Below are 16,056 nucleotides of genomic sequence, written 5' to 3'. Positions count from 1 at the left end.
GGAATCTCTTGTCTTGCTTTATTGTTTATAAATACAAAAAACACATATGGTATTAAATGCTGATTACATGATTTGGTATATTTTAACTATTGCATTGTCTTTAGTGGGAATGTTTGTTTCCAACAGGCTGCAATCCAAATTTAAGACCTATTCCATGATGGGACTGCGGTCCAATTTATCGGGTAAAGAAGTAGCAGAATCTATGTTAAAGTATTATGGAATTCATGATGTCCGTGTACAGGAATCTCAGGGCTTTTTAAGTGATCACTACAACCCTCTGGATAAAACCGTAAATTTAAGTCCGGACGTATATCGAGGTAGGAGCGTAGCTTCTGCTGCCGTTTCCGCTCATGAATGCGGACATGCTGTTCAACACGATACGGCTTATGCATTCTTGCAATTGCGTTCGAAAATTGTTCCGGTCGTTAAAATTGCATCTACCGCACAACAATTTTTATTGTTGGCTGCATTTATGTTGGCCAATACATTTCCATCCTTGTTATTGATTACCATCTTCACGTTTGCAATCACCACGATTTTTAGTTTGATTACTTTGCCGGTGGAATTTGATGCGAGCAAAAGAGCTTTGGTATGGATTAACGAACAAGGTGTTGTTAGCGGACAGGAATATACTGGAGCTAAAGACGCATTGACATGGGCCGGATTAACCTATTTAGCACAAGCTTTATCTTCTTTGGTCATGTTGCTTTATTTAGTTTTGCGTTATATGGGAATTAACAGAGAATAATCAAATAAAATTATCCAGAGTTACATCAGCTGTAATTCTGTTTGTAATTTTGTTGATTAAAAACTTTTAGTATTCCAAAGAATTACCATTCATTTAAAAAATTAAATTATCCTTTTAAAATAGAATCTATGTCGGCTGAATTAGAATCGCAACTAAGAAAATGTCATGATGAGTTTGAACGTGCAATTGACCATCTTCAAAAAGAGTTGGTGAAAGTGCGCACAGGAAAAGCATCAACGTCGATGCTGGATGGTGTTATGGTAAATTATTATGGTGCGCCGGTTCCGATCAGCCAGGTATCCAATATGAGTTTGGCGGATGCACGCACCATTACAATACAGCCTTGGGAAAAAAAGATCATAGGCGATATTGAGCAAGCAATTTTTGCATCTAATCTAGGAGTTACTCCACAAAATGATGGCGAATTAATAAGAATTGCGATTCCCCCTTTGACCGAAGATCGCCGTAAAGAATATGTAAAGCAAGTAAAGCATTATGGCGAAGAAGCAAAGGTCAGCGTTCGTTCGTCCCGGCATAAAATATTGGATGTTATAAAGAAAGAACAAAAGAATGGCTTATCAGAAGATATTGCCAAAAGCAAAGAACAGGAAATCCAAAACCAGGTCAATAATTTTATCGCTAAAATTGATAAAATCGTTGAAGCAAAGGATAAAGAAATTATGACCGTATAATTGTCAATATTATTTTCTTGTTTAAATATTAATTCAAATGACTTGGTTTCGCTAGCATTTGAATTATATTTCAAAAGTCGTTTGATATAGGAATTCAAAGTTTGAATTTGTCGAGCTTGGGAATATGGTTTAGAGTCTATAGCCTTTAGTCTATAGTCTATAGCAAAGAGGCAAACAGTTCATTGGAGAATAAACCATTGAGCTTAAGCAAAATCCAATTAAAACATTAGACAATTAAACCATAAAAGAATTGAACCATTGCAGCATTGAAAAATTGCAGCATTTCCTCCCTCTCTTACCTCAACACCGTCACATCTCCAACCAATTTAATTTATAATTAAATACTTCATTAATGAATCTATAAGAAATTTAGTAATTACATTTTAAATGTTTACTATAAAGATTCAAATTTGAATTTCTAAAATTGATAGCTTGGTTTTAGAATGAGATTCCAGTAAAAGAAGATTGTCTTGTTTTAAATTTTGGAATATTTTTATCTTTTACTATTTTAGATGCAATTCCTTATGCACCTTTTAAACTGATCTACTTATACATTGTGCTTCCTTCCAAATATTCAAATACTTTGTCAGGCACCAGGTACCGGATGGATTTTCCCTCTTTAATTTTTGTTCGGATATAGGTTGAGGAAATATCCAATAGGGGTGCTTCGCAAAATAATATATTTTTTGCTTCAGGAAATAAATTTTCCTTTAAACTGCCACTGCGTTGGTATATGTAAATGGTGTGATTTTGTAAAAGCAATTCGTAATGTTTCCATTTATGTAAACTCTGTAAATTGTCGGCACCCATAATCAGCGCAAATTCATGTTCCGGATATTTTTCTTTGAGATGCGCCAGTGTATCAATCGTATAAGAGGGTTGTGGCAATTTAAATTCAATACTCGACGCTTTTATTTTCGGATTGTTCTCCAATGCGAGGTTGACTAAATGCAAACGATCGTAATCATTGGCTAAACTGCTTTTTGTTTTTAATGGATTGTGAGGACTTACTACCAACCAAACCTGGTCGATTTCATTAAAATTAGCAATGTGTTGCGCTATAATTAAATGTCCGGTATGAATTGGATTGAATGAGCCAAAAAACAAACCAATGGTCATGCGTTTAGTAATTGCTCATAATCGGCATAATCAACATCAGGAGTTGTTCGCCTGTAGCTTGTTCAGCCGGTAAAATGATACCGGGTTTATTAGCCTGAGATAATTCGATGTGTATATTTTCACAATTCATGACCGACAACATTTCTATCAAAAATTTACCATTAAAACCAATGGTTATGGGCTCTCCTTGATATGTACAACTCAATTGTTCGGTGGCTTCATTAGACATGTCCACATCCTGCGAAGAAATCGTCAAACTTTTATCTAATATATTAAATACAACCTGGTTGGTTGATTTATTTGCATAGACAACCAAACGTCGCAATGCCGACAACAATTCAATCCGATTGACTTGCAATAAATAGGGATTGTTGGTTGGAATTACCGCATTGTAATCCGGATATTTTGCTTCAATCAAGCGGGTAGATAACACGGTATTATCAAAACTAAAAAATGCTTTGGTTCTGCCAAAATGAATGGTAATGTCGCCGTCTTTAGGCAAAATGGATTTTAAAGCCAATAAAGATTTTTTAGTTAAGATCAAAGTAGATGAAGCTTCACTTTGATTATTCAGAAAGGTGTATTTCACCAATTTATGGGCATCGGTTGCTGCAAAAGTCAGGCTGTTAAAATCTATATTTACACAGATGCCTTTCATGGCTTGACGCATTTCATCATTACTGGTTGCGAAGGCTGTACGATCAATGGCATTCAACAAACTTTCGGCAGACATCGTGATTTTGTCTTCGTTTGTTGGTAAGCTCAATTCTGGGAAATCATCAGATTTTTCACCTACCAATTTATATTTTCCGGATTGAGACGTGATTTCGATGCCATTGGTATCAGGATTTACATCGATCTGAACAGGTTGTTCAGCCAATGACTTCAAAGTATCCATCAAGGTACGGCCTGGGATGGCTATGGTCCCTTGTTTGGAAATTTGAGCTTCCGCCTGTGTGGTAATGGTTAATTCAAGATTTGAAGCGGTAATAGATAAACTCCCGTCTTTGGAGGTAATTAAAAAATCTTCCAACACCGGAATGACCGGGTTTGAAGCTAAAGCAGCAGATACTTTATTTAGTTTTTCCAGGAAATGACCCGAAGAAATGGTAAATTTCATTTGTTTAATTTAAGCTTGTTTTCTAATGGCTCTATAGGATTTCAGGTGCAACTTAGCGACCTTTTTTCTGTTTAAAATGGGTTTGGAACACAAAAATACGTTTATTTTATGAAGCCATATTCGCGATCAATCTTATGAATCCTGCTTTTTTAACATTGCCCCAGGTTCAAACGGACTGGAAAAGTCTCAAACTGCCTGAATTTCAATATACTGAATGGAAATCGGGTTTTGGACTATACCAAATCCAAACCAACAAAAAAGGCCTTTGTTCGATGGAAATCGTGTTTCGAAATGGCCGTTGTTCCGAACATAAAAAATTAGTAGCCCGCCTCACCGCAAATCAATTGCAGGAAGGTACGCTAAAACTACATTCTGAGGAAGTAGCGGATATTATTGATTTTTATGGAGCCCAATTGGCCATTTTTGCGGATTTGGATTTTACGGTGATTTCCATGAGTTGCCTTCAAAAGCACTTTGAATACCTGGCTTTATTTATTTGTGATTTGATAGCTAATCCTGCATTCCGGGAAGAAGATCTCAACCGGGCCAAGAAAGTTCTCAAATCTCAATTACAGCACCAATTGACAGAACCTGATTATGTCAGTTATAGAGAATTTACCTCATTGATTTATGGGCGTGATTCCGTTTATGGTTACAATACACAAACAGATTTAATAGATGATGTAAAACCAGCTGATTTGTTTAGGTACCAGCAGGAAAATTATATTGCTGACTACATGAATGTATTTTACTGTGGTGAACTCAATGCTAAAACGGACCGTTTATTTCAAAAAATTGGTGAATTGTTTCCACTTAAAAATAAAGGGCCTATTTCAATTCCGGATCATGCTTCAACAGAAAGACTTATAAAACAGATACCCATAGCCAATTGTGCACAAAGTAGCCTTAAAATGGGCAAACGCATGTTCAGAAAACAAGATCCTGATTTCTTTGGAATGTATGTTTTAAATACCATTTTGGGCGATTATTTTGGTTCTCGTTTAATGAAAAACATCAGGGAAGATAAAGGATATACATACGACATTCATTCAACTCTGGACGCCCAGGTTTACGATGGGTGTTTTTATATCAGTGCTGAGTTGAATCCGGAAAAAATGCAGGATGCCATTCACAACATTCAACAGGAATTAATCCTTTTACAGGAGCGTAAAATACCTAAACCGGAATTGGAATTGGTCAGAAATTATTTGTGTGGAAATATCATGCGTTTATTGGATGGTCCATTTCAAACCATGGTTTTCATAAAAATTCTGGTGACCGAGTACGGTTCAACTGCTTCTTTGGAAGAATTGATGGATGCTATCCTGACAGTAGACTCAGAAAAACTCAAAGGATTGGGACAGCGCTATTTGAATCCTGAAACCATGAGTTTGGTAACCGCCGGAGCTGTTTGATTTGCTGAATTTGTTGTAATTTTGCAGACTTTCCCTGAAAATCATCACGATTTTAAATTTTACCCTTTTTTGGATTGATTATTGTTATTTTTTAGACCAGTTTATTATAAATGAAAGTATTTAATTTATTTGTTCAGGAATTGGCTGTTGACCTGGGAACTGCCAATACCTTAATTATACAAGATGATAAGGTCGTTGTAGACGAACCCTCGATTGTTGCTATAGATAAAAAATCAGGCGAAGTAATCGCTGTGGGCAATAAAGCCATGCAAATGCATGAGAAAACCCATAAAAACATTGAAACGATCAGACCGTTGAAAGATGGAGTAATTGCCGATTTTCAGGCAGCTGAAGCAATGATTCAGGGAATGATCAACATGATCGGAACCAAACGACGCTTTTTCACCCATCTCCGAATGGTCATCTGTATCCCATCCGGGATTACCGAGGTTGAAAAAAGAGCGGTTTTTGATTCAGCAGACCATGTGGATTCTAAAGAAACCTATTTGATCCATGAACCCATGGCAGCAGCTCTTGGTATTGGCCTCGACGTGGAAGAGCCAATTGGAAACATGGTGATTGATATTGGAGGGGGAACAACCGAAATTGCCGTAATTGCCTTATCGGGTATCGTTTGCGATCAATCCATACGGGTTGCAGGGGATGAATTTACCGGGGATATCATAGATTACATGCGCCGGGAACATAATATGTTGATTGGAGAGCGTACGGCTGAGCAAATGAAAATACACATCGGTTCTGCTTTAAAAACGCTTGATAATCCACCGGATCCGTATCCAATTAATGGCCGGGACTTAATGACCGGGATCCCAAGACAGATTATTATTAAATATGAAGAAACTGCTGAAGCACTTGATAAATCAATCATGAAAATTGAGGAGGCTGTTTTGAAGGCTCTTGAATTAACGCCACCTGAACTTTCATCAGATATTTATCGGACCGGATTGTATTTGACAGGAGGTGGGGCTTTGTTAAGAGGTTTGGATAAACGTTTGTCTTTAAAAACAAAACTTCCTGTAATTGTAGCACAAGATCCCTTAAGAGCCGTTGTGAGAGGAACTGGTATTGCTTTAAAAAATACAGACCGTTTTTCATTTCTCATTGACCGGAAGAGCATTTAACTGCAATGTCCGCCATTTATTATTGATCTGGCAATGAGCTAAGCGATAAGCCATGTGGAGAATTCTAAATATAATTGTCCAAAACGGTTCAGCTGTATTGTTTGTACTTCTACAGGCGCTCTGTCTGTTTTGGGTGGTAAAGTTTAACCAGAATCAACAAAAAATTTACCTCCATTCTTATCAACTGATGGCAAGTGGAATACAAAATAAATATCAAAAGACGATTGATTATTTTGGATTGCGCGCACGGTATGATAGCATTGCAAATGAAAATGCACGTCTTTTAAGTGAACAAATAAATCGACCGTATAAAAATCATAACCCAGACAGCCTCATTGAAAATGTGCGGGCCTCCTATCAACTCATACAAGCTCGGGTAATCAACAATTCACTCGAAAAAAGAAATAATATGATTACGCTCGATAAAGGGGGCAAGGATCAAATTGCACCCGGAATGGGAGTAATTACATCTAAAGGAATTGTGGGAATTGTAACGGATACAAGTGCATCTTATGCTTTGGTCATGTCTTTACTTCATAGTGGTTCTAACATCAGCTCCAGATTAAAGCGTTGTGGATTTTTTGGACCTTTGGTTTGGAATGGAAAGGATCCATCTATTATGAATTTGATGGCCATTCAAAATTATGCGGATGTGCGATTGGGGGATACAGTGGTTACCAGCGGCTATTCAGTGATTTTTCCAAAGGATTTAATGATTGGTGTCGTAGATGTATATAAAAAAGAGGAAGGATCTTTCACCTATAAAATAAATGTTAAACTCAGTCAGTCAATGACCAATCTGGATCAGGTATATGTCGTTTTAAATAAAGACAAAGGGGAGAAGGAAGGATTGGAAAAAAAATCCCTGCACTATGAATAATATCTGGATGGCAACGACACTTCGATTCCTGTTTTATATAGGATTGCAGGTTTTCGTATTAAAAGAAATTCATTTAAGTGGAAGTAATCAGAATTTTATTTTTATTCTTATTTATCCGGTTGTTTTGTTGACTTTGCCATTTCGAATTCCACAGTTTTTTATAATTTTAATTGCATTCATCGTTGGTTTTATAGTGGACTTATTTTACATGTCACCCGGTGTACACGCCGGTGCATGTTTATGGATGGTGGTTCTCAGGCCATTGATGTTTCGGATTTTTGAACCTAAAAATGGATATCAATTGGATATGAGTCCAACTATCAGTGATTTAGGAATTATTTGGTTTGCTAAATATGCAAGCAGCTTGTTATTGGTTTATTTCCTTTCATATTTTATTTTACAGGTATTCACCTTTGTTTATATTGGAGAAATTATGGTGAAAACGATTTTAAGTTTTTTTGTATCAACGATTATCATTTTCTTACTTCAATTGTTTTATAGTTTTAAGTCCAATTGATGCCCATGGAAGATAAACGAATTTTGCGCTACCAAGTCCTTATGGGATTTATTATATGCAGTGCAATTGGTTTGATTTTCACGTTGGCAAAAATTCAGTTGTTCAATCCTTATTATTCGAATAAGGCAAGTTCAATAACATTAAATCAAAACATTATCTATCCACCCAGAGGACTGTTTTATGACCGGAATGGTAAAATATTGGTTATAAATTATCCGACTTATGATTTGTATGTCACGTATAAGGATGTTAGTCCATCGATGGATACCAATATGTTTTGTGAACTCTTGCACATAAGCAAGGAAACTTTTCAGTCAAATATGGAAAAAGACTGGAAGTCAGGAAAATACAGTAAATCGATTCCATTTGTTTTTTTGAAAAGCATTCCATTGGATGTATTCCTTCCATTTCAGGAAAATGCATTTCGGTTTCCGGGGTTTGATGGATTGCTCCGGTCCATACGTGAATATCCCCAACCACATGGTTCTAATTTTTTAGGATATATCAGCGAAGTAAATAAAGATGATATTGATCGATCGGATGGTTTGTATAAGCCGGGAGATTATATTGGAACCGCAGGTCTGGAAAAATTTTATGAAGAAGAAATTCGCGGTACCAATGGGGTAGAATTTGTATTAAAAGATAATCTGGGACGAGAAGTCGGACCGTTTGAATATGGTAAGCTGGACCGAAAAGCAAATTCAGGATTGGATGCGATTCTCGGGATTGATTTGGAATTACAACAATTTGGAGATACCCTGATGAAAAACAAGGTTGGTGGTATCGTAGCAATCGAACCCGCAACAGGTGAAATCTTATGCCAAATTACTGCACCAACGTATAATCCAAATTTACTTTCCATTCAAAACAACCGAGGCTTAGCGTATGCATATTTGTTAAGAGATTCTCTTAAACCCTTATTTGACCGATCTTCTAATGCAAAATATCCACCCGGTTCTATATTCAAACCAATTTTGGCATTAATTGCATTGCAGGAAGGCGTGTTGAATGAACACACCGCACATCCTTGTTCGGGTGCTTATTATTATAAAAATGTATCTTATGGTTGTCACAATCACCCGGCTCCATATAAACTTTCAGTAGCACTTCAGCATTCATGCAATTCGTATTTTATACAAACATTCAGAGATTTAATTGAAATAAAAGGATTTAATAAACCGCAATTTGGTTTGGATCTTTTGGTAAAGTATTTAAATGCATTCGGATTGGGCAAACCTTTATACACCGATGTGGCAACAGAAAGCGGTGGATTTATTCCTACCTCCGAATATTATACCCGTTTGTATAAAACGGATCAATGGCGTTCCACTTATTTTGTTTCTGTAGGAATTGGTCAGGGTGAATTGTTGCTCAGCACCATTCAAATGGCTAATTTAGCTGCGATCATTGCCAACAGAGGGTATTTTTTTACACCGCATCTGGTTAAAGGGTTTAATAGTGAATCTATTTTAATTCCAGAAAAATACCGAACCCCAAATACGGTTCCGATTGACAAAAACTATTTTGAACCCGTTGTAGAAGGGATGGAACTTGCAATTCGGGGAGGGACTGCATCTAAAGCCTACAATCCGGAAATTGTTACTTGTGGAAAAACCGGAACTTCACAAAATCCACATGGAGATGACCATTCTGTATTTTTTGCATTTGCTCCACGTGAAAATCCGAAAATAGCCATTGCAGTTTATGTTGAAAATGCGGGATGGGGAGGAAACGTAGCAGCACCCATCGCCTCTTTGATGATTGAAAAATACCTGAAACGTAAAATTAACAGACTGGATTTGCAGGAAAAGATGATGAAAATAGACCTCATTTCCAAAAAACCCAAGACATGAAAATCTCGTGTATTGTAGCAATGAATTCTAAAGGGATCATTGGTTTTGAAAATCAGATCCCCTGGTATTTGCCTGCAGATCTTAAGTATTTTAAAAAAGTTACCAAAGGCCATTGCATCCTCATGGGAAGAAAATGTTATGAAAGTATTGGAAGACCATTGCCGTTGAGAACCAATATTATCGTTACAAGGGACCCTTATTTTATAGTTTCAAATTGTTTAACAGCTCATTCAATCAATGAAGGCCTGTATCTCGCTCAAAAAATAGGGGAATCGGAATTATTTATCATCGGTGGAGGTGAAATTTACAAGCAAACTGCGCATCTTTGGAATCGGCTCTATATTACAAAAGTGGATATCGATTGTGAAGGCGATACATTTTTTCCGGAATTGGAAATGAATGATTGGACCTTGATTTCTGAACAGCATTTCACAAAAGATGATTCAAATGAAATGAATTATTCGTTTTTAGTATTTGATAAAAAATAAAGGAGTATGTAAAAAGATAACACGATTTTTTAAGAACACCTAAATTCTAATCTATGCGAGAAGACCTGATCCAATTCATTTGGAGGTCTAAAACAGTATTGGATAAGCCCTTGTATTTATCCAATGGACTTCCTGTGTCTGTAATCAATCCTGGCCTGTTTAACACAAACCAAGGACCTGATTTTTTGTTTGCCAAAATCCAAATAGATGGAGTTATTTGGAATGGCCATGTTGAAATTCATATCAAGTCATCTGATTGGCTTGCTCACCAGCATGATACTGATCCAAATTATCAAAACATAATCTTGCACATCGTCTGGATTCACGATAAAGAGGTACAGTTTAAGGATCGAGTTTTACCCTGTCTTGAATTAAAAAACTTTGTAGACCAGGAACTATTGGATCGGTATGAAAACTTAATGAATCATAACGATTCTATCGCTTGTCATTCATTTCTTGATGGCATTTCAACTCAATTGAAATCTATACAGATTGAACGCATGATGGTTGAACGACTGGAGCAAAAGACAGAAAATATCAATGCTGATTTATTGCAAAATCAATGGGACTGGGAAGATTTATTTTATAAGAAACTGGCTCATTATATGGTCGCGCCGGTAAATTCCGGAGCCATGGATAGTTTGACAGCAAAAATACCACGTCAGCTTGTGCTAAAAAACAGTTCGGATTTAATTGAATTGCAATCTTTGTTTTTTGGCGTATCCGGATTGCTTTCGGAGCCTTGTCAGGATGCGTATTTCAAGATGCTTTGTAAGAACTTTACACATCAGCAATTGAAATTTGATTTGCAAACTATGGATGCATTTCAATGGAAATTATTGCGCTTGCGACCGGCCCATTTTCCATCCCTTCGCATTGCACAATTGGCAGCTTTGTTGTACAAAATGCCCCATCTGTTTTCACAAGTTGTAGAAGCCGGAGATTTAAAATCAATTTATTTAATTTTTGATGTTTCACCAGGAATATACTGGCAAGATCATGTTGGATTCTCCAAACCTTGCAGGTATAAAAATTTGGCAGCTATTGGCAAACAAACAAAGGAAATATTGATAATTAACGTGGTCATTCCGTTTTTATTTGCATATGGTACGGTTCAGCAAAAACCTGCCTATTGCCAACGGGCATTGGATTGGATGCAATGTCTTAAAGCCGAGAAAAACAATATTGTATATATGTGGAAAAGTTTTAATTTTGCAATGGATCACGCCGGTCAGAGTCAGGGTGGAATTCAATTATACCGCTGTTATTGCATAGCAAAAAAATGCAGTTCTTGTCTGATCGGAAATGAAATCCTCAATCACCCCATGAAACATGTTCATCGCTCTTGTTGAACTTGATTTTTTAAATAAATAATTTATATGAAGAACACAATCATTTTTACTTTTTTACTTGGATTATGCTGTACCCAAAATGGTATCGGACAACGTTTTTTTATTGGGGCAAATGCTGCATTGCAAAGTACCTGGATTTTTTCATCCACTGATTTTGATGAAGGGGGCTTACTTAACTTTGAAAGTACGATCAAGTCAGCTTATGGATTCTATACAGGCTATCAGTTAAACGCTAAATTCGGTATGGAATCTGGTGCTATATATAGTTTTCAGGGACAGCGCTATGTAACGGAAGGCAATTCGCTGGCTAATTACAAAACAAATTTGGAATACCTGAAAATTCCTTTGTTATTCAATTATCAAACGGATCCATCCAAAAAGTTTTCGATTGTCAGTCAAATTGGATTCCAGTTTAGCGTCCTGCTAAATGCTGAAAGCTCCAGAGCTCAGGTATTTGGTCCATATAGTCCGAAACTGGCAGATGTAAAAGACTTCTACAATTCGCTCCCCATTGAACTGGTCCTTGGATTAGGAGTTCAAATGAATTTTAGCAAATACGCGATTCGATTATTGATTCGACCAGATTATTCTTTGACCGATATAGAAAAAACAGATAAAAAACCAGGATTGCGGAGCCCGTCAAGTAATTTTACCTTTGGCTTACCCCAGGTAGGTTTTCATTTTAAACTATAAACTTGATTTTGCAGAAACTGATTGCCATTTTATTAAGTCCTTTTTCATTTCTATACGGTATTGGCGTCAGTCTCTATCAGGCCTTATTTTTTTCAGGGCTTATTAAGCCTGTACATTTTAGCTTTCCGGTAATTTCCGTTGGCAATTTAACAATTGGAGGTACAGGTAAATCTCCCCACATTGAATATTTAATTCGCTTATTGCAGGATTATATTGAACTCGCAGTATTAAGCAGAGGATATAAACGCAAAACAGCGGGATTTTTATTATTGGAATCAGATACCAATGTTTCAGAATGCGGAGATGAACCTAAGCAGATCAAATTAAATTTTCCGGAAATACCAGTTGCAGTTTCTGAAAGCAGAGCTATTGGCATTCCAAGATTGTTGAGAAACCTACCGGATCTTAAATTAATATTATTAGATGATGCTTTTCAGCATTTGGCAGTTAAACCCGGACTCTCAATTCTTTTAACTGAATACAATAAACCTTTTTCAGAGGATTATTTATTGCCGAGTGGGCGATTGCGAGAATGGCGGTTTGGAGCAGCCAGAGCAGACTGTATAATTGTAAGCAAATGTCCGGATGAAATGCCCGATGAAACCGTTTGGAGGGATAAGTTGCAACTTAAAGCACACCAGAAACTTTTTTTCTCAAAGATTCAGTATGGGATTCCTTATAATATTTTAAAGCCAGAGCAAAAATTTGTTTTAAATCCAGGATTGCATATTACCTTAATTAGTGCGATAGCACAATCATTTTATCTTCTTAATTATTTATCAAAAGAAGTTGCTTCGGTAACTGATTTTAATTTTGAGGATCATCATTATTTTACACAAACTGAACTTTCAGGAATTTTGCAGAAGCATCAACAGATTTCACATCCGAATAAAATGTTATTGACAACTCAAAAGGATGCAACCCGTTTGACTGGATTTAAAGATTATTTTGAATCTAACCAAATAGAAGTATATGCAATTCCGATTGAAGTAGATTTTTTTAACAAAATTGAATTTGATCAGTACATTAAAAATTACCTCCTGGAATTTAAGGTATGAAAAAGTATGCGCTAGTCTGGTTTCTTCTTCAGGGACTGCATATGAATGCTCAGATTTTTCCTTTAAGGTCAGATCAGCAACTATTAGATCAAATTGAATTGCTCACAGGAAATCTATTCAATACGCACAATGCTATCATTCCAGCAAGTCCGCTTCAGACCGCCGAGCAGGTTTTTAAATATTTAAATACGGATCAGAAGAATACAACTTTGTTGGCAGAAAGTTTCCTAAGAAAACATGTTGATGAGCTAAGTTCAAGTAAAGATTCTGCTGTCCAAATTTATTTTCAAAATCTAAGGGAAAAAACTCGTACGAATTATTTGTATCGGGATGGCCGAAATTTTTTTAGTGTGTATAGAAAGGATTTTCAATTTTCTATAAATCCATTGATAGACATTCACGGTGGTTGGCAAAATGAGGAAAGCAATACATTGTTTACAAACCGGCATGGAATTCGTTTAAAACTCACAATTGATAAAAAAGTAAGTATTTATTCAGATATCACGGACAATCAAATTAAAGTCCCGAATTATGTAGACAGTTTTATTAATTTATACGATGCAATTCCCGGAACTGGTTTATATAAGTCTTATAATAGTAAATTATTAAATATTAATCATGGATATGATTATTTGCTTGCAGAAGGAGCAGTTAATTTCAATCTCAGCAGACACATTCAGTTGAGTTTGGGTCATGGCAAGCATTTTATTGGAAATGGTTTAAGGAGTTTATTTTTATCGGACTTTTCAGCGCCACAATTCTATCTCCGGTTTAATACAAATATATGGCGATTGCATTATCAGAATTTATTTATGGAATTAAGTCCGGAAACAATAGGCAGTGAGGGAAATCGGCTGCTACCCAAAAAGTATACAGCGAGTCATTATTTAAGCGCAAATCTGACAAAAAATTGGAATATAGGATTCTTTGAGTCCGTTGTGTTTGAGCGAAGTAAAGGATTTGAATTGCAATATTTAAATCCGGTAATTCTGTATCGATTTATTGAGCATTCACTTGGGAGCCCAGACAATGTGTTTTTGGGATTTCAATCACAGGTCCTTCTTAGAAAGACAGTTTCGATCTATGGGCAAATCTTGTTTGATGAATTTCTTTTAAAGGAATTAATTAAGCAAAACGGCTGGTGGGGCAATAAGTATGGAATTCAACTCGGTGTCAAGTATATGAATGCATTTGGCATTGAAAGATTCAACATACAAACTGAGTGCAATCTGGTAAGGCCATATACTTATACATTCAGGGATAGTTTTGCAAACTACAGTCATTTTAATCAGGCCTTAGCACATCCTCTGGGAGCAAATTTTAAGGAGTTTATTTTTAGAATGAATTATAAACCAATCGAAAAATTAAACCTTGAAACCAAATGGATTTATTATCACAAAGGTCAGGATGATAATAAGCTAAATTATGGAGGCAATATTTTAAAAAATTACAACAGCCGCATAAAGGATTATAATAATGATTTAACACAGGGTATTTTGGAAAAAGTAAGTTCATTTATTTTGGAAACATCTTATGAACTACTTCCGGAATCTTATATTGATTTAAATTTATTTTACAGATCTTCAAACAGCAGTTTAAAAAAACAATCTGGTTTTTGGTTCACAACAGGGATTCGAATGAATTTGGATCGATTGCGATTTGAATTTTAATCATAGGCAAATGAAAATTTCTTTAATAGTAATAGGTGATGAAATATTGTTAGGACAAGTTATTGATTCCAATGCTTCATCCATAGCTAAATTATTGTATCAGGAAGGCCTTCAAATTTTTAAAAAGTGGACAGTTGCAGATCAGGAAGATGAAATCCAACGTGCACTTACTGAAAGTTCGCAACAATCGGATATTATTTTAATGACTGGTGGATTGGGTCCAACCAAAGACGATATTACAAAGAAAACACTGGCAGATTTTTTAAAACGGCCCCTTGTGTTTAATGAGATCCAAAAAGAACATCTTGAAAAAATTTTAAAACCTCGGGGAATTGAAGTTACAGAACGGCAATTGCATCAATGTTATATGCCGGACCGATCCTTATTGTTAGATAATCAAATGGGGACAGCTTTAGGGATGTGGATTGAACAGGAAGGAAAAATTTATATTTCTATGCCAGGGGTGCCTTATGAAATGGAATTTATTATGCAACATGGAGTAATTCCAAAACTAAGGTCATTTCAATCAGATAAGCATATAATACACCAAACGGTGTACACAGTTGGAATGGGAGAAACTGAAATAGCTGCCCGCATCGAGCCTTTGTTGAGCAACATGCCGGCGCATATTTCGATTGCTTATCTTCCTTCCCAAGGACAAGTAAAAGTTAGACTTACCACATCTGGAAATGATAAAGAGTTTATCCAGGTTGAATTGGATCATTTTATCAACATGATTCAAACCGAATTGGAAACTGCAATTATCGGAATTGGTCAAACAAGTCTTGAAAAAGAAATTGGCAACTTACTTAGAAATGGTAAAAAAACTTTAGTGACTGCAGAAAGTTGTACGGGAGGTCACTTGGCACATCAAATCAGTTCCGTACCTGGTGCTTCTGATTATTTTTTAGGCTCAGTTGTGGCATATCAAAATCATATTAAAGAATCCTTATTAAATGTGGCTCCAGAAATTTTAGAAACCAATGGAGCGGTTAGTGAAGCTTGTGTAATTGCAATGGTAAAAGGGGTTTGCGAGAAATTTAATTCTGATTTTGCCATTGCAACAAGTGGCATTGCAGGTCCTGGTGGCGGGACTCCTGAAAAACCAGTTGGGACCGTTTGGATCGCCTATGGAACCAAAGAGAATATTGAAACAAAAAAATTTCAGTTCACCCGGGATCGAATTCGAAATATCGAAGCCAGTTCGACGTTTGCCATGATCTTATTTTGGAAATTTTTAAAAAGGCAATCCTTCTAAAGCAATCACTAATTAGCTGAAGTTTAATTAGTCTTAGTGCTTGGTAAAAAT

15 protein-coding genes are annotated in these 16,056 nt (G+C 36.1%); 13 read left to right on the top strand and 2 right to left on the bottom strand.

Features of this window, described 5'->3' with window-relative positions:
• The first annotated feature begins 67 nt into the window (after positions 1–67).
• On the top strand, positions 68–748 hold the full coding sequence (locus IPJ80_05015) for a zinc metallopeptidase (protein ID MBK7912841.1): 681 nt from the start codon (positions 68–70) through the stop codon (positions 746–748).
• A 128-nt stretch (positions 749–876) separates the two neighbouring features.
• Positions 877–1,440 (top strand): ribosome recycling factor, encoded by a 564-nt coding sequence (frr, locus tag IPJ80_05010; GenBank protein ID MBK7912840.1) that lies wholly within the window; start codon positions 877–879, stop codon positions 1,438–1,440.
• 543 nt (positions 1,441–1,983) lie between these two features.
• Here frr and IPJ80_05005 read toward each other — a convergent pair.
• Positions 1,984–2,559 (bottom strand): nicotinate-nucleotide adenylyltransferase, encoded by a 576-nt coding sequence (locus tag IPJ80_05005; protein ID MBK7912839.1) that lies wholly within the window; start codon positions 2,557–2,559, stop codon positions 1,984–1,986.
• Between the two features lie 4 nt (positions 2,560–2,563).
• Positions 2,564–3,679, bottom strand: a complete 1,116-nt coding sequence (dnaN, locus tag IPJ80_05000; GenBank protein ID MBK7912838.1) for a DNA polymerase III subunit beta — start codon at positions 3,677–3,679, stop codon at positions 2,564–2,566.
• 134 nt (positions 3,680–3,813) lie between these two features.
• Here dnaN and IPJ80_04995 point away from each other — a divergent pair, with 134 nt between their 5' ends.
• The 11 genes from IPJ80_04995 (at position 3,814) to IPJ80_04945 (ending at position 16,005) form a co-directional block, all read left to right on the top strand.
• Entirely contained in the window at positions 3,814–5,094 is a 1,281-nt protein-coding gene (locus IPJ80_04995; GenBank protein ID MBK7912837.1) for an insulinase family protein, read from the top strand.
• A 110-nt stretch (positions 5,095–5,204) separates the two neighbouring features.
• Positions 5,205–6,236 carry a rod shape-determining protein gene (locus IPJ80_04990; protein MBK7912836.1) on the top strand — a complete coding sequence of 344 codons (1,032 nt, stop codon included), beginning with the start codon at positions 5,205–5,207 and terminating at the stop codon, positions 6,234–6,236.
• A 52-nt stretch (positions 6,237–6,288) separates the two neighbouring features.
• Complete coding sequence (gene mreC / locus IPJ80_04985; GenBank protein MBK7912835.1) at positions 6,289–7,116, top strand: rod shape-determining protein MreC; 828 nt, start codon at positions 6,289–6,291, stop codon at positions 7,114–7,116.
• Positions 7,109–7,633, top strand: a complete 525-nt coding sequence (locus IPJ80_04980; protein ID MBK7912834.1) for a hypothetical protein — start codon at positions 7,109–7,111, stop codon at positions 7,631–7,633. The genes mreC and IPJ80_04980 overlap by 8 nt, the downstream gene beginning before the upstream one ends.
• Before the next feature lie 5 nt (positions 7,634–7,638).
• Positions 7,639–9,486 carry a penicillin-binding protein 2 gene (locus IPJ80_04975; GenBank protein MBK7912833.1) on the top strand — a complete coding sequence of 616 codons (1,848 nt, stop codon included), beginning with the start codon at positions 7,639–7,641 and terminating at the stop codon, positions 9,484–9,486.
• Positions 9,483–9,974 (top strand): dihydrofolate reductase, encoded by a 492-nt coding sequence (locus tag IPJ80_04970; protein ID MBK7912832.1) that lies wholly within the window; start codon positions 9,483–9,485, stop codon positions 9,972–9,974. Before IPJ80_04975 ends, IPJ80_04970 begins: the two co-directional genes overlap by 4 nt.
• A gap of 53 nt (positions 9,975–10,027) precedes the next feature.
• Positions 10,028–11,326, top strand: coding sequence for a DUF2851 family protein (locus IPJ80_04965; GenBank protein MBK7912831.1), 1,299 nt, complete (start codon positions 10,028–10,030; stop codon positions 11,324–11,326).
• A gap of 27 nt (positions 11,327–11,353) precedes the next feature.
• Positions 11,354–12,019 (top strand): PorT family protein, encoded by a 666-nt coding sequence (locus IPJ80_04960; protein MBK7912830.1) that lies wholly within the window; start codon positions 11,354–11,356, stop codon positions 12,017–12,019.
• 2 nt (positions 12,020–12,021) lie between these two features.
• Entirely contained in the window at positions 12,022–13,077 is a 1,056-nt protein-coding gene (lpxK, locus tag IPJ80_04955) for a tetraacyldisaccharide 4'-kinase (GenBank protein MBK7912829.1), read from the top strand.
• Complete coding sequence (locus tag IPJ80_04950; protein MBK7912828.1) at positions 13,074–14,747, top strand: hypothetical protein; 1,674 nt, start codon at positions 13,074–13,076, stop codon at positions 14,745–14,747. The genes lpxK and IPJ80_04950 overlap by 4 nt, the downstream gene beginning before the upstream one ends.
• A 10-nt stretch (positions 14,748–14,757) precedes the next feature.
• A complete protein-coding gene (locus IPJ80_04945; protein MBK7912827.1) occupies positions 14,758–16,005 on the top strand; it encodes a CinA family nicotinamide mononucleotide deamidase-related protein in 1,248 nt (415 codons plus the stop codon).
• Positions 16,006–16,056 lie beyond the last annotated feature (51 nt).

The organism is Saprospiraceae bacterium (assembly GCA_016714025.1).
In the GTDB taxonomy this organism is placed as follows: Bacteria; Bacteroidota; Bacteroidia; order Chitinophagales; family Saprospiraceae; genus Vicinibacter.
This window is presented reverse-complemented; position numbering and strand designations above follow the sequence as displayed.